Source organism: Streptomyces inhibens, assembly GCF_022221585.1.
GTDB classification, from domain to species: Bacteria; Actinomycetota; Actinomycetes; order Streptomycetales; family Streptomycetaceae; genus Streptomyces; species Streptomyces inhibens.
On record NZ_CP084681.1, the window covers coordinates 270,341 to 294,248 of the forward strand.

Sequence of the window (23,908 nt, forward strand, 5' to 3'; positions counted from 1 at the left end):
GTGGCGGTGGTCTCAGCGGGCCGGTTGCACCACGGTCAGACGACGGTCCGGCAGGTGACCGGTGAGCGCGACGGTCGGACCGTGCGAGAGCATCTTCGGATCCGGTACGTCGGAGGGGACGGGGGCCGGCGACTCGGGCCGGTCGGCGGCCCCCGGCACGGGCGGAAACGGCGCTGCCGTCTCGATCAGGCGCTGGTAGTACTCCAGCCACTTGGCCTGGTTCACGCTCACCGCCGCGGTGACGCGCCCCCGGTAGCCGTAGACGGCGACCAGACGGGCGTCCCTCAGCGAGCCCTGGGCGATGACGACCTGATCGGAGAAGGTGGGCACGCCGACAGACTTGATGTTGAGGCCGAACTGGCTCGACCAGAAGGCCGGAACGGTCAGATGCGGGCGTCTGCGCGGTCCGGGGTTGACCATGTTGTGGGCCGCCACCTCGGCCTGCGCGACCGCGTTGCCCCAGTGCTCCAGGGACAGCAGCTGATATTCGAAGAGCGGGTGCGGGAAGCGGGCCACGTCGCCGGCGGCGAAGATGTCGTCGGTGACGATCCCGTACATGTCGAAGGCGCGGCACCCCGCGTCACAGGTCACCCCGCGTGGGCCCGCGGCGAGGCCCGATTCGGCCAGCCACTCGGTGTTGCGGACCGCGCCCAGGGCGACCACGGCAACGTCGGCATCGATCCGCGTGCCGTCGGAGAACTGCGCGCCGGTGAGCCGGCCGTTGCCCTCCAGGGCGGTGACCGTCACCCCACAGCGCAGGTCGACCCCGTGCGCGCGCTGCAACCTCGCGGCCAGCGTGCCCAGCGTTCCGCCGAGCGCGCCGACAAGAGGCGCCGGCCCCCGCTCCGCGACCGTCACCTCAAGACCGCGCTCCCGACAGGCGGAGGCGATCTCCGAACCGGTGAATCCGGCACCGATGACCAGGACCCGTCGCGGCCCGGCGTCGAGACGCTCGGCGAGACGGCCCGCGTCATCGCTCGTGCGGAGGGTGAACACCCCGTCCAAGGCGGCCTCGGCCGGGTTCGGCCAGGGCCGGGCACGGGTTCCGGTGGCGATCAGCAGCCGGTCGAAGGACACCTCCTCACCATCGGCGAGAAGTACCCGTTTCCCGAACGGATCGAGCCCGGTGGCACGCACCCCGAGTCTCCACTCCGCGTCCACCTCACGGCGCTGCGGCAGCCCGGTGTTCTCCGCCGGGACCTTTCCGAGCAACACCTGCTTGGACAGCGGTGGCCTGTCATAGGGCGGATGCGGTTCTTCTCCGACGAGGGTCAGCGAGCCGGCGAAACCCTCCGCACGCAGCTTCTCGGCCGCCCGCAGCCCGGCGAGCGAGGCGCCGACGATGACGATCCGGCCGTCGCGTGGTTCACCGCGCACCGGGGCCCGCCTCCTTGCCCACGAGGATGGCCTGCACGGGGCATGCTGCCGCGGCCCGTCGGACACGTTCGTCCTGATCTTCCGTGATGACCGGGGTGTACAACAGGCTCTCCTCGCCATGCATCGTGAACACCTGAGGGGCGAGGAACGCGCACTGGGCATAGCCCTGGCAGCGATTGAGGTCAACGACGACGTTCATCCCGTGCCACTCCTGACCACTTCTGCCACCCGCGCCGAATCCCCCCACCGCTGCACCCGTCGTCTCCCGTCCTACTACCGGTCAAGGTGCGGTGCAGTCGGGGCTGGTCCATCGGAGCGTTCACGCGGGGTGAGGAGGGGCGGGGGCTCAGCATCTTCCGGGGAGCGGTCGGCCCCCTCGCCCGACCGCGAGCGGAACGGGGAGGCTAAGGGCTGTCCCGTAATCCCTGGCGGGCGCACGACGACAGCTACGGCACTCCCCCAGCTAACGCTGGGAGGTGCCCCCACGCCGCGTTGTCGGAACATCCGGATACACCCAGTATCCGGACGTCCCTCCGCCTTGCGATGCAGCTCGGCATCCGTACAGCGAATGAAGAGCCGAGACGGAGTGAGCGGTGGGGGCCCCTCCTGCGCCCTTAAGGCGTGGGGGAGAACGCAGTGCATCTGACGCCGTGCGCTGATCCACCAGGGATTACGGGACAGCCCTTAGGCTCGTTCCGCTGCACCGAGGGGGCCTGATGAAGATCGTGATACCCGGGGGGACCGGTCAGGTAGGCGGGATTCTGCGGCGTGCGCTGACCGCCGCAGGCCATGAGGTCGTGGTGCTGACCAGACGGCCGGTGCGCGACGGTGACGTTCGCTGGGACGGCAAGACGCCGGGCCCCTGGGCAGAAGCGCTCGACGGCAGCGATGTCGTGATCAACCTGGCCGGACGCAGCGTCAGTTGCCGCTACACCGCAGCCAATCTGCAGGCCATGATGGACTCGCGGGTGGACTCCACCCGAGTCGTGGGAGAAGCGATCGCGGCCGCCGGCCGGCCTCCCCGCGTCTGGCTCCAGATGAGCACCGCCACCCTCTACGCCCACCGCTTCGACGCGCCCAACGACGAGGCGACCGGCGTGCTCGGCGGCACCGAACCCGGCGTCCCGGACCACTGGGCCTACAGCGTCGAGATCACCACATCCTGGGAGCGGGCGCAGGAGCAGGCCGAGACTCCGCACACCCGCAAGGTCGCACTGCGCTCCGCCATGGTGATGAGCCCCGATCGTGGCGGCGCCTTCGACGTCCTGTTGTGGCTGGCGCGGCTCGGACTCGGCGGCCCGGTCGCGGGCGGCGCACAGTATGTGTCCTGGATCCATGACGGCGATTTCGTCCGCGCGGTCGAGTTCCTGATCGGCAGGGACGACCTCACCGGGCCGGTGAATCTCGCCGCCCCCGCTCCCCTGCCGCAGCGCGCGTTCATGCGCGCGCTGCGGGCTGCCCGGGGCGTCCCGGTGGGCCTGCCGGCAACGAAGTGGATGGCCGAACTCGGCGCGTTCGCGCTGCGCTCCGACACCGAGCTCCTGCTGAAGAGCCGCCGCGTCGTGCCCGGCCGCCTGCTCGAAGCGGGCTTCGCCTTCGACCACCCCCAGTGGCCGGAGGCCGCCGACGACCTCGTACGGCGCGTGCGCGGCGGACGAACCTTCCTGCGCGGCGAACAGTCCCCCGGCTGAGCCGTCCGCCCGTCACGAGGCCAAGCGGCATCAAGAGAAGAACTGGGGCAGGTCGTCCAGCGAACCGGGGCCGGTGAAGAATGCCTCGGCTGCGGCCAGGTCGTTCTCGAAACGTGGGTTGCGGTCACGGATCACCTGCTCAAGGGTTCGTCCCTGCCTCAGAGATCCGTCGGTATCGGCATTGAGCATTTCGGCGGTGGCCAGGATCAGTTTCTGCCAGCGCTCGCCTTGTTCCGCCAGTGCGTAAAAGCCTGACAGCATGTCGGCCATACCGACGGGACGGGTGAGAACCGACGGGTCCTCACCGGCGACGGGGAAGAGTTCCCAGCCTCCGGCACGCGCCGCCAAGCGCAGCACGCCGGCCCATTTGTTGATGCGCCCCACTCGCACATACAAGGAATCCTGCGTGTGCGGCGGCAGGCGACCACCGTGCAGAGGATTGGCCGCCACTACGAGGTCGGCGAGAACCTGGCGTTCGACGTCGTCGAGAACCCAGTCCCCCTCCTGCTGGGCATCGATCGCAAGGCCGAACCAGTCCCAGGCGGCGGCCATGCGCGGTGCGAAGTCGGCCGGATCGTGGAGAGACGCGGGTGACGCATCAAGGGACACGTCAGTCATCGTCTTCTCCTCGCGCTGACAGACAGATCACGGGGCATTCCGTTCTTTGTGCGGGCGACCGCGGATCTGCTCTTGCTGCGGATCTTACGGCGCCCCGTACGGCACGGGATTCGCTCCGCGGGCGGCGGCTACTCATCGCTGTGAAAAGCAGTGGATCCCTGATCGCCACTCTGCGAAGCTCACTTACGTCAAAGGGGTGTAGCTCAGAGGCCAGAGCGCCGGTCTCCAAAACCGGATGCCGCAGGTTCGACTCCTGCCTCCCCTGCCATCGCTGCGCCTGTGCGACCGGAAGCTCCCGCCGGTGCCAGGCCCGTATGCGATCACCGGCCCCCTCCGGCTCGTGCTCCCGGCCCCTCCCCCGACCGCCTGTGAGCTGGGAATTGTGGTCGTGCGATGCTGGGGCGTCCCGGCGGATGGCAAGAATGGGGAGCGTACATCAGCGTGAGGGCAGCGATACGACGGGCCGGGACCGGCACCTGGGACCGCTTCGCGGCATCCGATCCCGGGCTACTGCGGCTGATGGCGGGGCTGAGGACGGTCGGGGCGATTGTGCTCACCCTCGTCGTCCTCGCGCTGCTCCACACCAGCATCCCCCTGATGGTCGCGGGCGCCATGGCGGCCATGGCCGCGACCTTCGCGATCACGGAGAAGCAGGTACGCGGCCAGGCGATCACGCTCGCGCTCGGCCTGCCCGTCGCACTCGCCGCGATGTCGCTGGGCGCACTGCTCAACGACCGGATCATCGCCGGTGACATGTTCTTCGTCGCCCTGATTTTCGGCGCCGTCTACTCCCGCCGCTTCGGCGACCGGGGCATGGCACTCGGGCTGATCGGCTTTCAGGTCTACTTCGTCTCGCTCTTCGTGCACGCCACCGTGCCGACCCTGCCCGAGCTGTTTCTGACCCTGGCCATCGCCTTCGTGTGCAGCGCGGTCGTACGCTTCACCGTCGTCCCGGAAACGCCCCGTCGAACCCTGGGCCGGCTGCGCAAGGCTTTCCGGGCGCGGCTCGCGCAGCTGGTGGCGACCCATGTCGAGCTGATGGATGCGGGCCCCCAGGAACTGGAGAGCGTCCTCGACGACCTGCGGCGGCGTACCTTCCGGCTGCACGAGGCGGCACTGATGATTCAGGGCCGCCTGGAGGAGGGCACCCGTGACGCGGCCACGGCGGGACTGGTGCAACGCCGCATCGCGGACGCCGAGATCGCCGCCGAACGGCTGGGGATGCTGTTGCTCAATGCCCGCACCGCCGAGCGCACGGATACGCTCACGCTGCATCTGCCGGATGCGCCGGTACCGGCCACGGTGCACCGCCCGCAGACCGAGGACGAGGCGATCGTCACCCTGCGCCGGGACCTCCAGGCGCTGAGCCTGCTGGTCGCCCGACGGGCGCCCGACGATCGCGGCACGGCGCTCGCGCACGTACGGAACAGGCTGCTCGGCTACCGGGACGAGGACAACCTGCCGCGCGCCTCGCCGGCCGTACAGGACGCCTTCCGCGGTCTCGGCGAGGCCGCGCGTTCCGTCCTCGGCCTGCGGCTGGCGCTGGACGGGCCGCAGGACGAGTCCGACGACTCACCGGCTACCACACGCTCACGCGAAGAGTTCGATGCCGAGGACCTCGCGATCGTCGGGTCCGAGGAGCGCGAGGAGACCGAGGAGGACCGCACCGGGCTCCAACGGCCCACCACCCGCGCCGCGTTCCAGGTCGCGGTGGGCTCGACACTGGCCATCATCGGTGGCGAGTTCCTGTCCAGCCAGCGCTGGTACTGGGCGGTGCTGACCTGCTGGGTGGTGTTCCTCAACACCGCGTCCACGGGCGAGATCCTGGTCAAGGGCTACCGCCGGCTGGTGGGCACGGTCCTCGGTGTGGTCGCCGGTGTCGCTCTTGCCGGGGTGGTCGGCAACAACACCTGGATCGCGTTCGCCCTGGTTCTGCTGTGCATCTTCGGGATGTTCTTCACCGCACCGTTGTCGTACGCGCTGATGTCCTTCTTCGTCACCGCGATGCTCGGGCTGCTCTACACGCTGCTCAACACCTACAGCTTCTCCGTGCTGGTGCTGCGCATCGAGGAGACCGCGCTGGGCGCAGCCTGCGGGATCATCGCCGCCGTGCTGGTGCTGCCGGTGCACACGGATCGCCGTACGGACGAGCAACTGGGCACGGTGCTGGTCCGGTTGCGAGAGGTCGTGTCCGCGGCGGTGGAGCAGCTCAGCGGCGGGCCCGCCGTCGATCTGCTGGGCAGAGCGCGCGATCTGGACACGGCGCTGGACGATCTGCGGGCCTCCATCCAGCCGTTGACGCATCCGATCACCCCGTTGCGGGTACGGCGGCAGACCGCCCGCTATCTGGTGGCACTTCTGGAGACCTCCGCCTACCACGCCCGTTCCCTGGCGGCGACCGCCGAACTCGTGCCGTACAGCAAGACCGTCGCGGCCGATCCACGACTGGAGCGGGCCGGGCGGCGCATCGCGCACAACATCGATGTGATCGTCGCGCGGGTGACGGAGGAGAACGCCGAGGGCGAGGTCGAGTCCGGCGCCAGCATCGCCTCGATGCTGGAAGCGGACGGCTCGGCGGCTCGGCAGCCGGGCACCGTCACCTCCCGTGTGCTGCGGCATCTCCAGCGCCTCGATGAGGGGGTGGTGGGTATCGCCCGCCCCCTGGACGTGCCGGTGGCGGGGCGCAAGGGTGGCAAGACCGGCTGAGTTCGCCGGGGCACGGGTCGGCTGGATCTCCGGTGGACGCCCCGGGGCTGCCCGAAGGCCGGCGCGGGTGCGCCGGCCTTCGGGGGATGCCACTGTCAGGGTGTCAGGAGGCGCCCGGCAGGGTCGCCGACCAGGCGGTCACGGACAGCGTGGCGTTGTCGACGCCGTGGTCGAACGCCACGACGCTGTGCGCGTTGCTGCCCGTCGGGGAGACCTGCAGGTACTTGGCGGGCGCGGGGGAAGCGTCGGCGTGCGTCCAGACCAGATCGGCGAAGGCGCTCTTGCCCGGCTTCAGGGTCACCGGGTGAGCTCCCGGGTCCTTGGCGAAGTAGGTGTCACCATGGCGTGCGGTGGTCTTGAGTGCGGTGTGGCCCGCGCCCTCCAGGGCAAGCCCCGCGTAGCCGCTTATCGTGCAGCTGCTGCTGCCGGTGTTGGTCACCCGCAGATAGGTACCCTCGTGGCTCATTCCGACCTGGCTCGAACCCGCGTCGGTGGTGGTGACCTTCAGCGTCCCCGGTCGGCACGAGCCGGCCGCCGCACCGGCCCCTGCGGCAGATACGGCGGACGCCATTCCCGCACTCGCTCCGACAGCGAGCGCGGCAGCGGCGGTGACGGTGACCGCGGTACGCAGACCAGGCATGGTCATCAATTCATCAACTCCCTTTTCTCCGGCTGTCCGGAGAAACGTCGGTGCAATACCCCCGGCCCGCCCCGTCGGCTCCCCCGCCGGCCGGCCGCTCGGGCCGCCTCGGAACGGGCGAGCCGGACAGCGGGTCCAGCCGGTGAGTTCCTGTTCGTTTCCTCGGAACACACCCTGATCACCGCCGCTGATGATCGACTAACGCCTCGCTAACACGGGATCGTTCGGGCTCCGGGGGCCAGGCCGTTTCTCCCAACGCCGAGGCCGCCAAGGCGTCGGACGACGCGCCTTGACAAGACTGCCCATAAGCAGCGGAACACCGTGGAGAATTCGATCGCCGCGGGAGCGCGAGCAGGCTAGGTTGGCGCGATGTCTGAGATGGCTGAGCTGCGCACCGCTCGTCTTGTGCTCCGTGGGTGGCGGGAGGCCGACCTCGAACCCTGGGCGGCGATGAATGCCGACCCCGAGGTCCGCGCGTACTTCCCGGACGTGCTCACGCGGGAGCAGAGCGAGGCGTCCGTGGCCGCATTCCAGGACGATCTCGACCAGCGGGGCTGGGGATGGTGGGCGGTTGAGGTGCTCGCCACCGGCGAGTTCATCGGGTTCACCGGGCTGGATCCGGTGGATGAGGACATGCCGTTCACCGGAGTGGAGGCCGGCTGGCGACTGGCCCGTCCGGCCTGGGGGTACGGCTATGCCACCGAGGCTGCCACCGCCGCTTTGGCCTTCGGCTTCGCATCCCTCGAACTGCCGGAGATCCTCGCGGTGACGGCTGCCACCAATCTCCGGTCACAGGCGGTGATGCGCCGGATCGGTATGACCTACGATCCGGCCGACGACTTCGACGATCCGACGGTGCCCGACGGGCCGCTGCGCCGGAGTGTGGTGTACCGGATGCCGGCCGAAAGGCAGCGAGCCCTCAGGCGGTAGACCCCCGCCTGAGCGAGCTGCAGGCAGTTGCAGCTGTCGGTAGGAACGGACTCACCGACGCTCCTGCCCCACCGAATCCACTGCTCACCCGCGCCCGCCTCCCCGCGCACCGTGCACGGCGTCGAGCACCAGACCCAGCAGCCGGTCGGATTGCTCGGCGTCGTCGTTGCGGGCCGTGGACAGCGCGATCCCGACGACGAGTTGGATGAGGTCCTCGGGCGTCAGGTCGGCCCGCGCCGTGCCCTGCCGTTGGGCGCGGGTGAGCAGACCGGCCGCCGCCTCCAGGATCAGGCGATGGCAGTCGAGGTCCAGCGCATTGGCCCCCTCGAGTAGCGCGGCGCCACCCAGGCCTTGGTTCGTCCGGGCATGCGCCAGGAACGCCCGCAGCCAGGTGTCCAGGGCGTCGTCGGCGGATTCGGCGGCCCGCAGCCTCTCCGCCGTTCCGCAGAGAGTCCGGACCCGGTCGCTGAGCACCGCCGCCAGCAAGGCGGATCGGGTGGGGAAATGCCGGTAGAGGGTCCCCGGCCCCACGCCCGCTCGGCGTGCGATTTCGTTCAGGGACGCCTCGGGTCCGGCTTCGGCGAATGTCTCCTGGGCCGCCGCGATGAGGCGCTCGCGATTGCGCCGTACGTCATTGCGCTGGCGCCGCTCCCCGGGGATGCCGCCGTGTATTGCCGTCATCATCCCGACCTCGATCTCTCTTCCGGAGCAGGTAGCCAAACGGAGAACCTCTCCGTATCGTAGCGAACGCGAAACGGAGAACCTCTCCGTATTTCTGTGACCGAGGAGCAATGGGTGAGAGACGACGCGCGGGCAGATCTCGGCCGGGTCGGCATCTGGACGTTCGCCTTCGAAGGGCTGCCTGCGGGGCAGGTACGCGACGCGGCGGCGGAGATCGAAGAACTCGGTTACGGGGCGCTCTGGTTCGGGGAGGCGTTCGGCCGTGACACGGTGGGGCAGGCATGGTTGCTGCTGTCGGCCACCCGACGCATCACCATTGCCTCGGGCATCGCCAACATCGCCTTCCGGGACCCGATCGCCATGGCCACCGCGGAGCGCACGCTCGGCGAGGCGTTCCCCGGGCGCTATCTGCTGGGCCTGGGCGGCCACCGGGTCGATGACACGATCCATCATGTGGACGGCTATCCCGTGCCCGCCCGGGGCAGGGCCGTGACGACGATGCGCGACTATCTGGCGGCCATGGACGCCGTTCCCGCGCACGGCCCCGTCCCGGATCCGGCCCCGCGCCGGGTGTTGGCGGCGCTGGGCCCGAAGATGCTGCGTCTCGCGGCCGAACGCACCTGGGGCGCCCACCCGTACTTCGTGTCCGTCGAACACACCGCACGGGCACGCCAGATCATGGGTCCGGACGCCTTCCTCGCGGTCGAGCAGGCCGTGGTGCTCGACACCGACCTCGGCCGCGCCCGGGAGGTGGCCACGGCACATGTCGGCGGCTATGTCTCCATGGCGGCGCACCAGGAAGCGAATGTGCGGCGGCTGGGCTTCGGCGACGACGACATCGTGGGAGGTCCGAGCGGCCGGCTGGTGGATGCGATCGTCGCCTACGGAGATGTCGAAGCGATCCGCCGGCGCGTTCAGCAGCACCTCGACGCCGGGGCCGACCATGTCTGTCTGCAGGTCCTCACCGCCGATCCGGCCGTCCCGCCGCAGCGCGAATGGCGCGAACTGGCCGCCGCGCTCCTCAACGGTCAACTCCGGTGAGGCCGCGGCAATGTGCGTGGTAATTCAACGGGCACCGCGCCCTGATGGGAACTGCGCCGCAGCACGGTTGTGCGTCACAGGTCCAGGACGACGTCCTGGCAGGGCCGTGCGCAGCAGATCCGCAACTCCCGCGGGCGGGTGGGGCGGTCGGGCCTCGGCCGGGGCGATGCGGGGGGGTGAGCGCGGGGCCGGGGGTGAGCGCGGGGCCGGCGCCGAAGATTTGTCGCCGTTGCGTGCTCCGTGCAGCCACCACAGCCGCCGGACCATCCGGGGGCCGGTGACCGGGCGCTTCCAGCTGCCCGTGTGCACGGTCCGCCCGTGCCAGGAGACATCCTGGGGAAGGCCCACGTTGACGGAGACGAGCCTGGCCACGATGTGCACCTCATGCGTCGGCGGCCCCCACCTGTCATGCCGATCGTCACCACGCCGCACTCACGGAGCGCCCGGTCGGCGCCTCCGCCGCAGTCGGGGCGCCGGCCGTCTCAGCGTTCCCGTCGTCGTCGCTCCTGAAAGATCTCGGTGAAGACGGCAACTTTGGCCCGCAGTGCCCAAGGGTCGAAGGGCTTGGCGATGTAGTCGACCGCTCCCGCCGCGTAGGCGCGGGCGGAGTGGTCGGCGTCGATGTTCATCGCGGTGAGGAAGATGATGGGCAGGTCGCGGTGGCGGGCGCGCCGTTTGATCTGCGCCGCCGTCTCGTAGCCGTCCATTTCGGGCATCTGGACGTCCAGGAGCACCACGGCGAAGTCATCGTGGTCGAGCAGAGCCTTGAGGGCTTCCCGTCCGCTGGAAACGGCGACGATCTCCTGGTCGAAGCCGTCCAGCACCGCTGTCATGGCGAGCAGGTTCTCCGCCTGGTCGTCGACGACGAGCACCTTGGGAAGACACGGCGAGCTGGGCTTGTCCGTGGTGATCACGATGGTGGCCCGCCGCTGTTCCTCGATGCTGTCGATCTGTCGCTCCAGCAGCTGGCAGCGCTCCTCGGCCTGGGTGTGCCGGGCCTGCACCTGTTCGAGTTCCTTGGCGAGCCTGGCGACTTCGGAGCTGAGGGCGTCACGTTCGCGCAGCAGATTGGCGATATCGGGGGCGTGGGCCTCCAGGGCGTCGGCGCGCGCCCGCTCCGCGCTCCATTCGGACTCCAGGTGGGTGAGGCGCACTTCGAGGTCGGCGATGCGGTGCTGGCGGTCCAGGAGCGCTTCGCCGATGACGTCGCTGTGCGCGGTCGTGCTGCGCGCGGTGCGATCGGCGTCCGCGAGCTGCCGTTCGAGGATCTCCACCGCGTGCTTGGGCGAGGAGGATGTGGCGATGGCCGCTTGGTGCAGACGGCGCAGCAGGTCCATCGCTTCTTGTGTCGTGGGCTTGCCGCGGTGTTCGGCGAGGTCCGTCAGGAGGTCCATCACCACGTCCCAGGGCGGGACGGCCCTGCCGCTGAAGTAGCGCGAGAAGGTGGCGGCGTTGCGGTGCCGTCTGCTGGAGTAGCGGCGCAAGGACACATTCAGCCCCTGGAAGAGCTCCCGCAGGGCCGTTGCCAGAGCCCGCGCTTCCTCGCTCAGCTCTTCGGGGAGCGGGTTCATCTCAGACATGGCGCCGGCTCTGCTCCGATCCGTCCGGGCCGGGCACGGCGCGTTCGGGGGTGGTTTCCCTGTCGGCCGCGATGACGCGGTCGAGGAAGCTGATCACGGCTCCCGCGCCGGCCAGGGCACACAGCGCACTGTCCGCCGTCGGGTGACCGGCGAGCAGCGACAGGGTGCCGGCGCCGACGCCGCCCACCATGCCGAGCGACAACACGACGGCTGCCCTCAGCGACAGCAATGACCGTTTCACAACGGGCCCCTTTTGCTCCGACCGCAGTGTGCGGTGCTCCACCGGCGAACACCGGCGTGCCCAGCATGGAGGGCTTGCAAGGTGTTGCGCAGGCGTTGCGGGCGTTACGCAGCGTTGCGACACCGCTACCAGGGCGGGGTGAGTGCCATCGCCCCTGCTCCAGGGCCGGGCCGGCGGGAACCGCGTCCCGTATTGCAAGAACAGGACGCAACGGTGCTGTCGTTGCGCAAACCCTGCCGACCGGGGGCGGCCCGGCCGGCGGACCGTACCGACGGGCGATGGGTGTTGCGGGTTCCGGCCCCGTTCAACTTCTGGCCACGCTCACCGGACAAGCTTCGGAATGAGAAATTCCGTTTGGTGACACCGCTGCGGTCGGGCATGCCGACCCCTGCACGGAGGGCCTTATGGCCGGTATTGAAACCACCACCAACCGTCGTCGATTCCTCCTCACCTCCGGTGCCGCTTTTGCCGGAACCACTGCCGCGTGGGCACTGCCGGGCCAGCGCCGCAGCAGCGCGCCACCGGCCGCCGATCCCGCTCCGGCCGCCCCCCGGCCGAACGTCGGGCGGGCGGCACCGTACGGCACCACGACGCTGCAGACGGCGGCCCGCCTCGCCGGCAGCGGTGCCTACCGGCGCCTCACCTCCGGTCCCGGATGGCCCCTGGTCGTCCGGCCCGAACTCGCCCGCGCCGGGGCCGGACGACAGGACCGGCGGACCGCCCTGGCGTGCTTCGTCCAGTTCACCGACCTCCATGTGTCCGATGTCCAGAGCCCTTTGCGTACGGAGTATCTGCGCAGTCTGTCGCCGGGGTCGTGGCGGGGGCAGGAGGCGTTGTCGGTGGCCGGTGCGGTCTCGCTGGTGGAGCAGGTCAACGCGCTCGGCGGCGGGCCCCACACCGGGCGGCCGGCGGCGTTCGTGATGTCCACGGGCGACAACATCGACAACAACTCCATGGTGGAGCTGGAGTGGTTCCTCACCCTCATGAGCGGCGGCCGGATCACCCCCAACACCGGTGACCCGGGGTCGTACGAAGGTGTACAGAGCTCCGGCCTCCCGCTCTACTGGCACCCGGACGACGCCCTGCGCGACCAGGACAAGAGGCGTGGCCTGCCGCGGATACCCGGCTACCTCCAAGCCGCGATACGCCCGGTGGTCAGTCCCGGCCTGCGCATTCCCTGGTACTCGACGCCCGGCAACCACGACGACCTGCCCGGTGGCTGCCTGACCCCGCACGACCCCGTGCTGGCGGAATACATCACCGGGGCGCGCAAAATCTTCTCCGTACCGGATGCCGACGCGGCCGCCTTCGCCCAGGTGCTGAAGACGGGCGGCGACCCCAAGAGCACCGTCCTCAAAGAGATCCTGAACCGCAACAAGGCCGGAGCACGGGCCGTGACGGCCGACGAGCGCCGACGGATGGCCACGCCGCACGACTATCTGCGCGCGCACCTCAACCCGGCGTTCGCCGGAGCGGGGCCGGTCGGTCACGGATACTCCGAGAACCACCTGGACGACGACCGGATGTACTACTCCTTCACCGTCGCGGAGGGCGTCCTCGGTATCAGTATCGACACCACCTACCGCAGCGGCCACTTCGAGGGCTCGCTGGGCAGTGAGCAACTCGCATGGCTGGAGCGGACGTTGGCCGCGCACAGTTCCCGTCATTACGACGCGGACGGCCGCCTGATACGCAACGCCGGGGCCGATGACGCGCACATCCTGGTCTTCAGCCACCACCACAGTCCGAGCATGACCCGGCGCCCCGATGCCGCGCGCACGGATGAGAAGCGCCACGACGGCGAAGAGGTCATCGCCCTGCTGAGCCGGTTCCCGAACGTCGTGGCATGGATCAACGGCCACAGCCACGTCAACCGCATCACCCCGCACCCGCACCCGACCGCGGCCCGCTCCTTCTGGGAGGTCAACACCGCCTCGCACGTGGACTATCCGCAGCACGCGCGACTCATCGAACTGGTCGACAACCACGACGGGACCCTGTCCCTGTTCACCACCCTCATCGAGTCCGCCGCCCCGCACCGCACCGACTTCGACGACCTGTCGGCCGTCGGCCTCGCCTCCCTCTACCGCGAGCTGTCCTACAACGCCCCCGGCCTCGCCGCCGGCATGTCCTCCGGCGTCCACGAAGTAATGGCGGGCGCCCCGGTGGACCGCAACACCGAACTCCTCGTCCATCGGGCCTGACCCGGTCGGGCACCACCCGAGCAACGATCGACATGGACCAGCGTCTCCATCGCTCACCGGCCATCCATCGGGTTCTGGCCGCTCTTCCGTGATGACTACGGCTGCAGGAGGAAGCGGGCGCCTGCGGAGCCTGGTCGGGCGGGCGGAGGTACCGACACGGCGCGGGTCCGATCCTTCTGACGGATCGAAGGGCCGGGCCCGGCACGCCCACGTACGCGGGTCGAGCCTACGCACAGCCGAGCGCTTCCTGGCCTTCGTCGGCATAGCCGCAGCACTCATCGGCTACAGGCGGCTCCAGAATCCTCATGGCCCTGACAGCCGCGCTCGGCCTGCTCCCGGGCCGCCGGGCGCTTTCAACGAGACGCAGGGCCGCCATAGGAAACGGCGTCCAAAGGCGCCCAGAGGTGACCGCACATTGGACGTACGGTCACCCTCGACGGGACCGCCCACCGGCACGGCATGCGGACGCGGCTCGGTGCGCAGCTCTTCACCCGACCGGTCCGATGTCCGCCGACTTCCTCGCCCTCGGTGACCAACAGCACATGTACTGGCCGGTAGCGTCACCGTCCCGCACCTCTAGAGTGATCGCCGGTGACCCCGCCGGATGCCCGGCGGTGGCTCCCGCCCCTCCGATCCGATCCGATCAGGGAGACTGCATGCGCTCTCCGAAGGACTTCTTCCGCCCGCTGGCCGTCGGGGCACCGACCCCGGTGCATGACGTTCCGTTCCGGCCGTCGCGGATGATCCATTTCTTCGACCCGGGCAACGAGAAGATGGCGGCGAAGGTGCCGTCCATCGCCCCCACTGTTGACGTACTGCTCGGCAATCTGGAGGACGCGGTCGCCGCCGACCGCAAGGAGGCCGCCCGGTCGGGGCTGGTGAAGATCGCCAAGGCCACCGACTTCGGTGACACGCAGCTGTGGACCCGGATCAACAGCCTGGACTCGCCCTGGGCGCTGGACGACCTGCTGACGCTGGTCACCGAGATCGGCGACAAGCTGGATGTGATCATGGTGCCCAAGGTGGAGGGCGCCGAGGACATCCACTACATCGACCGGCTCCTCGCGCAGCTGGAGGCAAAGGCCGGGATCCAGCGGCCGATCCTGGTGCACGCCATCCTGGAGACCGCGAGCGGCGTCGCCAACGTGGAGGAGATCGCCGGGGCCAGCCCCCGTATGCAGGGCATCTCCCTCGGCCCCGCCGACCTGGCCGCCAGCCGGCGGATGAAGACCACGCGGGTGGGCGGCGGCCATCCCGGATATCTCGTCCGCGAGGACCCGCACACCCAGGACGCCGACGCGCCGCGGGCCACCTTCCAGCAGGATCTGTGGCACTACACCATCGCGCGCATGGTGGACGCCTGCGCGGCGCACGGAATCCTGCCGTACTACGGGCCGTTCGGCGACATCAAGGACACCACCGCCTGCGAGGACCAGTTCCGTAACGCGTTCCTGCTCGGCTGCGTCGGCGCATGGAGCCTGCACCCGGTGCAGATCGCCATCGCCAAGAAGGTCTTCTCGCCCTCGCCCGCCGATGTGGCCTGGGCCCGCCGGGTCATCGAGGCGATGGGCGACGGCACCGGCGCCGTGATGATCGACGGCAAGATGCAGGACGACGCCACCTACAAGCAGTGCCAGGTGGTCGCCCAGCTCGCGGACACCCTTGCCGCACGCGACCCCGAACTGCGCGACGCCTACAACGCTGCCGAGAAGGAGTAAGTTCCGTGCCCGACCCGATCCTGCGGCCCCGCCGCTCCGTGCTGTACATGCCGGGTGCCAACGAACGCGCCCTGGAGAAGGCCAAGTCCCTCCCGGCCGACGCGCTCATCCTCGACCTGGAGGACGCGGTCGCCCCCGACGCGAAGGCCGACGCCCGCAAGCGGGTCGCCGCCGCGGCGGCCTCGGGTGAGTACGGCCACCGCGAGGTGACCATCCGGGTCAACGGGCCCGGTACCGCCTGGCACGCCGACGATCTGAGGGCCGCGGCCGAAGCCGGCCCGGACGCGGTGGTCGTACCCAAGGTGGACTCGGCCGAGACCGTACGGGAGATCGAGCGGGCGCTCGAGGCGGCCGGCGCCCCGGACCGTACGGCCATCTGGGCGATGGTCGAAACCCCGCGGGCGATGCTGGACGCCCGCGCGGTGGCCGGCGCGAGCGAACGGCTCACCGTGCTGGTGATGGGCACCAACGATCTGGCGAAGGAGCTGCACGCCGAGCACGTCCCCGGCCGTGCGCCGCTGCTGACCGGTCTGTCGCTGGCGCTGCTGGCGGCCCGCGAAACCGGCAAGGTGATCTTGGACGGGGTCTACAACGATGTGCAGGACCTCGAAGGGTTCGAGGCCGAGTGCGTTCAGGGCCGCCAGTTCGGCTTCGACGGGAAAACGCTCATCCACCCCTCGCAAGTCGCACCGTGCAACCGGGTGTTCGCCCCGTCGGAACAGCAGGTCGAACGCGCACGAAAGATCATTGACGCCTTCGACGAGGCCACCCGCGAAGGCCGCGGAGTCGTCACCGTCGACGGCCGGATGATCGAGAACCTGCACGTCGAGGACGCCCGCCGGATCCTCGCCCTCGCGGCGGCGGTCGCCGGGCGCTGAACGGCTCGCCCCACCGCCGGCGGGCAAGCACCGCCGGCGGGCGGCAGTCACAAGGCCCGCGTCACCGACAACACCCGTAGGAGCACCGACTGCCCCAATAGAGTCGGTGCTCATGGGAGTGGACATACACGGAGTCATCGAGTGCCGGCTGTGGGGCAAGGAGTCGTGGGCGAGCGCTTCGCCGTGGCAGGTGATCCTGTCGCTCTACGAGCTCCGTCACGGCCGAGGCGACGAGCTCTCCTGGGACTGTCTCTTCGGGTACTCCTCCACCGAAGACATCGTGCCGCTCTTCGGCCGGCGTGGCCTTCCCGCCGACGCCACATCACAGCTCCGCCTGGACGCCGAGGACCCGGAATCCGCCGAACACAGCCACTCCTACGCCACCTGGGCCGAAATCGCGGCGGTCGACTGGGACGAGCCGTGCATGGAGAACGGCCGGGCCGCCTTCTACCACCTGGAGCGATGGCGCCGCCGCCCCGACGGCACGCTCGACTTCGACGCGTTCGCATGGCCACCGATCGACGTCCATGACGCGGCGGCGGACCGCTTCGGCGAGGACAGGACGGCTCCCCACGACTGGCCGGAGGGCGCCGAGATCGAGTGGGGCGCATACGTGTACCGACCCGTGGTGTTCACCCCGCGCCGGCTCGTCTTCGAGGACTCGGACAAGTGGGAGCCCGTCTTCTCGGTGATGCGCACGCTGGCCGGGTTGCACGGCGACGACAACGTCCGTCTGGTTGTCTACTTTTGCTGACGTCGCGCTATGGCGCTCCGGCGCTGTGGCGTCCGAGGGACCCATCGGACGTGCCATGCCCGTCCCGTGGCGGTGAGCAGTAGCTTCAGAGGCGCATCCCACCACATACCTGGTGGAACACACCATCGGTGGAGTCCGCATGTCACCATCCGTCACGCGAAGGTGGGAGCGACGCCGCGTCGTCGGCACCCTGGGCCTTCTGCTGGTCGTCGGCATCGTCGTCATCGGTCTCGTCCAGCTGGCGCCGTCAAAGCCGGAGGACGGCCTCGATCCGCGCATCACCGCGATCATGCGGAAGCCCGACTACCGGCACGCCCAGTGGGGGCTGTTCCAACAGAACCCGGAGACGGGTGAGGTGATCCGGTCCCGTTACGCCGACCAGTTCTTCGTCCCCGGGTCGGTGGCCAAGCTGTTCGGCGTCAGCGGCGCATGGCACACCCTTGGCGGCGACCACCGTTTCGTCACGCCGGTGCGCGCCGTCGGACGGCTACGGCAGAACGCTCTCCAGGGCGATCTGGATCTGGTCGCACAGGGTGATCTGACCCTCGGCGGCAGAACACGCAAGGACGGCAGCGTCGCCTTCACCACCGTCGACCACACCTACGCCAACATCATTCCGGGAGCCACCCTCACCCCGCAGAACCCGCTGGCGGGCATCGACCACCTGGCGCGGCAGGTGCGCGACTCCGGCATCCGACGCGTCGACGGCGACGTGATCGTCGATGCGCGGCTCTTCCAGCCGGACCCGGTACTCGACCCGACCCCCACACCGCTGATCATCAACGACAACGTCATCGATCTGCTGACCTCCCCCGGCGACAAGGCGGGCGCCCCCGCCCGCCTGGAGTGGCGCCCGAAAGTCGCGCCCTACCGCGTCACGTCCTCCGTACGGACCGTCGCGGCGGGCAAACCCACCGACATCAGCGTGACCCCGTCCGCCAACGGCACCCGCATCCAGCTGTCCGGCACCATCGCCGCCGACTCCACCCCCGTCCTGCGGGTGTCGCCTATCAAGGACCCGAACGCCTTTGGCCGGACCGCCATGATCGAGGCGCTGAAGCGGGTGGGCGTCGAGGTGAGCGCGGCTGCCGTCGGCCGCAACCCCGCGGACCGGTTGCCGGACTCGTACCGGAGCGCCCCCACGGTGGCCCGGTACACCTCCCCGCCGTACGCGCAGTACGCCAGGCTGATCTTCAAGGTGAGCCACAACCTCGGGGCGAACCTCGGGATCTGCCTTATGGCCACGAGTGCGACCAGCTCCGACTGTGAGGCCGGCTTCCCCGTGCTCGCCAAGTTCCTGGACGGCGCGCGGGTCGACCGCAAGGCCGTGCAGCTCGCCGACGGCCGGGGGAGCAGTCCGGTCGACCGGACCACGCCGCGGGCCCTGGCGCAGCTCCTGACGTACTGGCAGCACACCCGCGAGGCGGAGCGCTTCCGCACGTCGTTGCCCGTCTTGGGCGTCGACGGGAGCCTGGCGGATTCCTGCCGCCACTGCCCGGCACGCGCCAAGGTCTTCGCCAAGACGGGCACCGTGGCAGGGGTCGACGCGCTCAACGACCGGCTGGCCGTGGGCGCCGAGACCACGGCCGGCTACGTGGAGACGCGCAAGGGCCACTTCGATGTGTTCTTCGCCGGGGTGAACGGCGCCTCGACGCCCCGCCTCGACGTCAACGATGTCCTGGACATCGGGAACGATGTGGCGGGTGTCGCCGCCCACCTCCAGGAAGGCGACACGGGCGGCGGCCGCTGAGCACTGCGGCGCCCGGGCAGCGAGGCACCGGCCGAGGCCGGATCCGGCCTCGGCCGGATCCCAAGAGTGCCCCGCGCCCTCCCCCGGCGAAGCTGCGGCGGTCGCCGGTGCCGAGAGAGGATGAAGACACCCCGGACCTTCGGGCGGGAGTCGGTTGATCGACACCGGAGGGCCGCGCGTCGCCGCGGCGGGCGGGAGGAGGAGCGGCTCGTATGGGCACCGATGCGTTCCAGGCCGACCCCGGCCCGGCCGGCCGCGCCAGGGCGGAGCCGTCGCCGCCCGGCGGTCTGCTGGACGTGCTGGCCGTCGCGGCGGTTGTCCTCGACGCGGACGGGCGGATCGTGCTGTGGAGCCCGCAGGCCGAACAGCTCCTGGGCTATACCGCCGAGGAGGCGCTCGGCCGGCATGCCGCGCAGCTGCTGGTCGACGAAGCGGACTTCGATCTTGTGCTGGAGTTGTTCGCCCGAGTGATGGACAGCGGGGAGACCTGGGCCGGGGTCTTCCCCGTCCGGCACAAGGACGGCAGCACCCGGCTGCTGGAGTTCCGCAACATGCGGCTGACCGACGACCGCGGCGACTTCTATGCGCTCGGGCTCGCCACCGACCAGGCGACCCTGCGCCAGGTGGAGCGGGACGTGGCCCTGTCCACCCGGCTGGTCTCGCAGTCCCCGATCGGGCTGGCCGTCCTGGACACCGAATTGCGCTACGTCGCCGTCAATCCGGCGCTGGAGCGCATCAACGGAGTGCCCGCCGACCAGCACATCGGCCGACGTGTCCACGAGGTGCTGCCCTTCGTCGACACCAAGGCGCTCGAAGCCGTGATGCGCCAGGTTCTCGCGACCGGAGTCCCGGTGGTCGATCAGTCGGTCGTCGGTCGCACCCCGGCCGACCCTGATCATGATCACGCCTGGTCGGTCTCCTTCTACCGGCTGGAGGCCCCGGGCGGCCATGTGCTGGGGATCGCCGGATCGGTGATCGATGTCACCGACCGGCATCGCGCCGCCACCGAGGCGCACCATGCGCGCCAGCGCCTGGCCCTCATCGCCGACGCCTCCGTGCTGATCGGTACCACCCTCGATCTTGAGCAGACCGCCCGCGAACTCGCCGACATCGTCGTCCCCGACCTCGCGGACCTGGCCGCCGTCGACCTCCTCGACACCGCCCTGAACCATCCCAGCGCCCTGGGGCCGTCGGCGTCCGGGCCTTCGGTGTTCCGCGCGCTGGCGATGGCGTCGGCGTACGCCACCGAAGCGGTCCGCGCCGCCGATCCGGTCGGTGAACCCGCCCGGTACGAGGCCGACAGGCTGGTCACCCGGTGTGTGACGACCGGCATCCCGGTGCTCGTGCCGCACGTCACTGCGAGCGACCTGCCGTACATCGCCCGTAACGGCGCGGCCGCCGCGATCCTGGCCCGAGCCGGCCTGCACTCCTACCTGGCGGTGCCACTGATCGCCCGCGGCACCGTGCTCGGCGCCCTGGATCTCAAGCGGATCCGTAATCCGCTGCCTTTCGACGACGACGATCTCGTCCTGGCCGGCGAGCTGGCCAACCGGGCAGCGGTGTCCATCGACAACGCCCGCGGGTACCAGCGGGAACGCGCCACCGCTCTCACCCTCCAGCGCAGTCTGCTCCCCCAGCGTCCGCCGCCCCAGCCTGGCCTGGAGATCGCCTCCCGCTACCAGCCCGCCGGTGCCGCCAGCGAGGTCGGCGGCGACTGGTTCGACGTCATCCCCCTGGCCGGCGACAAGACCGCCCTGGTGGTCGGCGACGTCATGGGCAGTGGCATCAACGCCGCCGCCACCATGGGCCAGCTGCGCACCACCACTCGCGCCCTCGCCGACCTCGACCTCGATCCCGCCCAGATACTTCACCATGTCGACCGCAGCAGCACCGGCCTGGAACAGTCCATCGCCACCTGTGTCTACGCGGTCTACGACCCGCACCGCGGCGAGTGCCGGATCGCCACGGCGGGCCACCTTCCCCCCGTCCTCGTACAGCCCGGCCGCGCCCCTGAACTCCTGGACCTGCCCACCGGCGCCCCGCTCGGCGTCGGCGACGTCCCCTTCCACACCACCACCATCGGCCTCGTACCCGGCGACCAGCTCGTCCTCTACACCGACGGTCTGGTGGAGACCCGCGACCAGGACATCGACACCCGCCTGAACGTCCTGCTCAGCCTCCTCGGCACCCCCGGCCGAAACCTGGAGGAGACCTGCGACCGCCTGCTGCATGCGCTGCGGCACCCGCACGACTACGACGATGTCGCGCTGCTCATCGCCCGCGTCCGCCACTGAGCGCCAAGTCCCCGTTGATTCAAGGCACTTGACGATAGGTCTGGACCAACTTACCGTGTGGCGCATCATGCCACGCACGTCTCCAGCCCCACGGTCCAGGAGGTAGGTGCGTCCCCCACCGGCACGCTCCCCTGGACGCGCAGCGACTCGGTGACGGCTCGTCATGCGACGAAGGGAGCACAGCGTGATCGGTCGGACATCGCGTCTGCCGGGGATCGTCCTGACGATGGCCTGCGTCCTGCAGATGCTGGTCGCCGCGGCGCCGGGTGCGCCCCGGGACGACACCTGCGCGGTCAAGTCGAAGCCCTCGGGCAAGGTGCTCCAGGGGTATTGGGAGAACTGGGACGGTGCCGCGAACGGCGTGCACCCGCCCTTCGGATGGACTCCGATCACCGACACCCGCATCCGTGAGCACGGCTACAACGTCATCAATGCGGCGTTCCCCGTCATTCGCCCGGACGGCACCGCCCTCTGGGAGGACGGGATGGACGCCACGGTGAAAATCCCGACCCCGGCCGAGATGTGCCGGGCCAAGGCCGGCGGTCTCACGGTCCTGATGTCCATCGGCGGTGCGTCGGCCGGTATCGACCTCAACTCCAGCACCGTTGCCGACCGGTTCGTCGAAACGATCGTGCCGATCCTGAAGAAGTACCACTTCGACGGCATCGACATCGATATCGAGACCGGCCTCACCGGCAGCGGCACCATCGGCCGGCTGTCGGTCTCGCAGACCAACCTGATGCGCATCATCGACGGTGTGCTCGCCCAGATGCCCCCGGGCTTCGGCCTGACGATGGCGCCCGAGACGGCCTACGTCACCGGGGGCAGCGTGACCTACGGTTCGATCTGGGGTGCGTACCTGCCCGTCGTGAAGAAGTACGCCGACAACGGCCGGCTCTGGTGGCTGAACATGCAGTACTACAACGGCAGCATGTACGGGTGCTCCGGCGACTCGTACTCCGCGGGCACGATCGAAGGGTTCACTGCGCAGACGGACTGCCTGGACAAGGGGCTGGTCGTCCAGGGCACGACGATCAGGGTCCCCTACGACAAGCAGGTCCCGGGACTGCCGGCGCAACCGGGCGCCGGCGGCGGCTATCTGCCACCGAACCTGGTGACCCAGGCCTGGCACACGTACGACAACGGGCTGAAGGGCCTGATGACCTGGTCGATCAACTGGGACGGGTCGAAGGCATGGACGTTCGGCGACAACGTCAGGGCCGCGCAGGGCCGCTGAAGCGCGTCGAAGCCCTCACCATGTCGTGGAGCCGGAGCCCCGCATGAGCCTGCTGGACACGCTGCGCGAACATCTCGATCTCACCGGCTCGAAGAAGGGCTGTGACCAGGGAAGCCGATAGCCATGACCTGCTCGACGGCGGTCCGCATAGCGGGGCACTGGCCCGTAGGAGCGACGTGGCGCAAGCCCCGGTCGTGGTGCAGTGCTTCCCGGTGCTCGCCCAGGCACTGGTCCTCGGCGCGTCGGCGCACCTACGGAACATGGCATCCATGGGCGGCAATCTGATGCAGCGGGTGCGCTGCTCCTCCTTCCACGACCCGGAATCGGCGTGCAACAAGCGTGTCCCGGGCGACGGCTGTGCCACGCTGGAGGGCATCAACCACGGGCACGCGGTGCTGGGCACTTGCTGTAGGGAGCCGGCGCACCGGCCGCCCGTCAGGCCGCCGTTGCCATTGCCCCTACGTCTCGGCGGCGGGCGTCACGCCAAGCGGATCTCCGTCCCGACGGACTGCTTCCGGGCAGCCGCGACGACGAGGGCCGCGGCGGCGGCGTCCTGCACCGCCACACCGACCGACTTGTAGAGGGTGATCTGGTTCCGCGAGGAGCGTCCCGGTTTGCTGCCGGCGATGAGTTCGCCGAGCTCTGCGTGCACATGCTCTTCGGTGATGACGCCGTCGCGGATCGGGTTCAGCAGGTCGCTGCTGCCCGCGGGGAAGGGGGCCAGCGCCGCCTGCCGCGATTCGACGCAGACCAGCGCTTCGGCGACCGTGGCGTCATCGATCTCGCGGCCGTCCGGGTTGAATCCCACCGAGGTCACATGCACCCCGGGCGTCAGCCAGGCGCGGCGGATCACGGGGTCGGTGGCGTGGGTGGTCGCGGCGGCGATGTCCGCACCGTCGAGCGCCTCGGCGTAGGTGGCCGCCGCCTGGGCATCGACCTGGAGCTCGGCGGACAGTTCGCCGGCCAGGGCGGTGGCCTTCGCCCGGTCCCGGCCCGCCACACGGATCTGCCGGATCGGACGGACCCGGCACATCGCCGCGGCGTGCGACCGGGCCTGTTCGCCGGTGCCCAGGACCGCCAGCACCGAGGCGTCCTCGCGGGCCAGCAGCCGTGCCGAGAGTGCCGAGCAGGCGCCGGTGCGCGCCGTGGTGATCGCCGTTCCGTCCAGCAACGCCGCGGGTTCGCCGGTGTCCGGATCGAAGGCGACGATCAGTGCCTGATGGGTCGGCAGTGGTGTGCCGGCATTGTGCGGGAAGAGGGTGAGCAGCTTGCTCATGAGGACCCCGGCCGAGGGCACGAAGCCCGGCATGGCCGTCAGGAATCCGTCCCGTTCGGGCACCAGCGCGGCTACCCGGTCGGGTGCTGAGGCGCGGCCCGCGCTGAGGTCCGCCATCGCCGACGCCAGCGCGTCGATCAGCGTGTCCGTGTCGAGCAGCGCCTCGACCTGCGAGCGCCCGAGAACCAGCATCCGCTTCAGCCTCCTGATCACCGCCTACGGTCGGCAGGGCACCGAGCCGAAGTTCCGACCGTAGCCTGATTGCCGTCGACGATCAGGACATGGGCGATAG

20 protein-coding genes and 1 tRNA gene are annotated in these 23,908 nt (G+C 70.0%); 13 read left to right on the plus strand and 8 right to left on the minus strand.

Annotated features, from left to right (window positions below):
* Positions 1-12: 12 nt before the first annotated feature.
* Together KI385_RS01305 and KI385_RS01310 are read right to left on the minus strand one after the other, a co-directional pair.
* On the minus strand, positions 13-1,377 hold the full coding sequence (locus KI385_RS01305) for an NAD(P)/FAD-dependent oxidoreductase (RefSeq protein ID WP_238570393.1): 1,365 nt from the start codon (positions 1,375-1,377) through the stop codon (positions 13-15).
* Entirely contained in the window at positions 1,367-1,576 is a 210-nt protein-coding gene (locus KI385_RS01310; protein ID WP_238570394.1) for a ferredoxin, read from the minus strand. The genes KI385_RS01305 and KI385_RS01310 overlap by 11 nt, the downstream gene beginning before the upstream one ends.
* 517 nt (positions 1,577-2,093) lie before the next feature.
* Here KI385_RS01310 and KI385_RS01315 point away from each other — a divergent pair.
* Positions 2,094-3,068, plus strand: a complete 975-nt coding sequence (locus KI385_RS01315; RefSeq protein WP_238570395.1) for a TIGR01777 family oxidoreductase — start codon at positions 2,094-2,096, stop codon at positions 3,066-3,068.
* A 30-nt stretch (positions 3,069-3,098) separates the two neighbouring features.
* Here the strand turns inward: KI385_RS01315 and KI385_RS01320 are convergent, their stop codons facing one another.
* Positions 3,099-3,686, minus strand: a complete 588-nt coding sequence (locus KI385_RS01320) for a hypothetical protein (protein ID WP_238570396.1) — start codon at positions 3,684-3,686, stop codon at positions 3,099-3,101.
* A 192-nt stretch (positions 3,687-3,878) separates the two neighbouring features.
* Between KI385_RS01320 and KI385_RS01325 the strand changes: the two genes are divergently transcribed.
* Both KI385_RS01325 and KI385_RS01330 read left to right on the plus strand, forming a co-directional pair.
* Positions 3,879-3,954, plus strand: a tRNA-Trp gene (locus KI385_RS01325).
* A 251-nt stretch (positions 3,955-4,205) separates the two neighbouring features.
* Positions 4,206-6,392, plus strand: a complete 2,187-nt coding sequence (locus KI385_RS01330; protein ID WP_238577513.1) for an FUSC family protein — start codon at positions 4,206-4,208, stop codon at positions 6,390-6,392.
* Positions 6,393-6,495: 103 nt separating this feature from the next.
* On the opposite strand, the gene KI385_RS01335 is transcribed toward KI385_RS01330, so the two are convergent.
* Positions 6,496-7,038, minus strand: a complete 543-nt coding sequence (locus tag KI385_RS01335; RefSeq protein ID WP_238570397.1) for a DUF4232 domain-containing protein — start codon at positions 7,036-7,038, stop codon at positions 6,496-6,498.
* A 372-nt stretch (positions 7,039-7,410) separates the two neighbouring features.
* Here KI385_RS01335 and KI385_RS01340 point away from each other — a divergent pair, with 372 nt between their 5' ends.
* Positions 7,411-7,962: a GNAT family N-acetyltransferase gene (locus tag KI385_RS01340; protein ID WP_238577514.1), complete on the plus strand. Its 552-nt coding sequence runs from the start codon at positions 7,411-7,413 to the stop codon at positions 7,960-7,962.
* Between the two features lie 84 nt (positions 7,963-8,046).
* Here KI385_RS01340 and KI385_RS01345 read toward each other — a convergent pair whose 3' ends face one another.
* A complete protein-coding gene (locus KI385_RS01345; RefSeq protein WP_238570398.1) occupies positions 8,047-8,643 on the minus strand; it encodes a TetR/AcrR family transcriptional regulator in 597 nt (198 codons plus the stop codon).
* 114 nt (positions 8,644-8,757) lie between these two features.
* On the opposite strand from KI385_RS01345, the gene KI385_RS01350 reads away from it, so the two are divergent.
* Positions 8,758-9,684 (plus strand): TIGR03620 family F420-dependent LLM class oxidoreductase, encoded by a 927-nt coding sequence (locus KI385_RS01350; protein ID WP_238570399.1) that lies wholly within the window; start codon positions 8,758-8,760, stop codon positions 9,682-9,684.
* A 482-nt stretch (positions 9,685-10,166) separates the two neighbouring features.
* Here KI385_RS01350 and KI385_RS01355 read toward each other — a convergent pair whose 3' ends face one another.
* The gene (locus KI385_RS01355) at positions 10,167-11,264 is read right to left on the minus strand and encodes a response regulator (RefSeq protein WP_238570400.1); all 1,098 of its coding nucleotides are present in this window, start codon (positions 11,262-11,264) and stop codon (positions 10,167-10,169) included.
* The gene (locus tag KI385_RS01360) at positions 11,257-11,505 is read right to left on the minus strand and encodes a hypothetical protein (RefSeq protein WP_238570401.1); all 249 of its coding nucleotides are present in this window, start codon (positions 11,503-11,505) and stop codon (positions 11,257-11,259) included. The genes KI385_RS01355 and KI385_RS01360 overlap by 8 nt, the downstream gene beginning before the upstream one ends.
* Positions 11,506-11,909: 404 nt before the next feature.
* Between KI385_RS01360 and KI385_RS01365 the strand changes: the two genes are divergently transcribed.
* The 8 genes from KI385_RS01365 (at position 11,910) to KI385_RS01405 (ending at position 22,921) form a co-directional block, all read left to right on the plus strand.
* Positions 11,910-13,709, plus strand: a complete 1,800-nt coding sequence (locus tag KI385_RS01365; protein ID WP_238570402.1) for a TIGR03767 family metallophosphoesterase — start codon at positions 11,910-11,912, stop codon at positions 13,707-13,709.
* A 656-nt stretch (positions 13,710-14,365) separates the two neighbouring features.
* Entirely contained in the window at positions 14,366-15,427 is a 1,062-nt protein-coding gene (locus tag KI385_RS01370) for an HpcH/HpaI aldolase/citrate lyase family protein (RefSeq protein WP_238570403.1), read from the plus strand.
* Positions 15,428-15,432: 5 nt separating this feature from the next.
* Positions 15,433-16,305, plus strand: coding sequence for an HpcH/HpaI aldolase/citrate lyase family protein (locus KI385_RS01375; RefSeq protein ID WP_281066765.1), 873 nt, complete (start codon positions 15,433-15,435; stop codon positions 16,303-16,305).
* 112 nt (positions 16,306-16,417) lie between these two features.
* Positions 16,418-17,059: a hypothetical protein gene (locus tag KI385_RS01380; RefSeq protein ID WP_238570404.1), complete on the plus strand. Its 642-nt coding sequence runs from the start codon at positions 16,418-16,420 to the stop codon at positions 17,057-17,059.
* Positions 17,060-17,198: 139 nt separating this feature from the next.
* Positions 17,199-18,809: a D-alanyl-D-alanine carboxypeptidase/D-alanyl-D-alanine endopeptidase gene (gene dacB, locus KI385_RS01385; protein ID WP_238570405.1), complete on the plus strand. Its 1,611-nt coding sequence runs from the start codon at positions 17,199-17,201 to the stop codon at positions 18,807-18,809.
* Positions 18,810-19,021: 212 nt separating this feature from the next.
* The gene (locus KI385_RS01390) at positions 19,022-21,103 is read left to right on the plus strand and encodes a SpoIIE family protein phosphatase (protein WP_238570406.1); all 2,082 of its coding nucleotides are present in this window, start codon (positions 19,022-19,024) and stop codon (positions 21,101-21,103) included.
* 184 nt (positions 21,104-21,287) lie between these two features.
* The gene (locus tag KI385_RS01395; RefSeq protein ID WP_425356847.1) at positions 21,288-22,340 is read left to right on the plus strand and encodes a chitinase; all 1,053 of its coding nucleotides are present in this window, start codon (positions 21,288-21,290) and stop codon (positions 22,338-22,340) included.
* 101 nt (positions 22,341-22,441) lie between these two features.
* Positions 22,442-22,921, plus strand: a complete 480-nt coding sequence (locus KI385_RS01405) for an FAD binding domain-containing protein (RefSeq protein ID WP_281066766.1) — start codon at positions 22,442-22,444, stop codon at positions 22,919-22,921.
* Here KI385_RS01405 and KI385_RS01410 read toward each other — a convergent pair.
* Positions 22,819-23,808, minus strand: a complete 990-nt coding sequence (locus tag KI385_RS01410; protein ID WP_238570407.1) for an ornithine cyclodeaminase family protein — start codon at positions 23,806-23,808, stop codon at positions 22,819-22,821. The genes KI385_RS01405 and KI385_RS01410 overlap by 103 nt on opposite strands.
* Between the last annotated feature and the right edge of the window lie 100 nt (positions 23,809-23,908).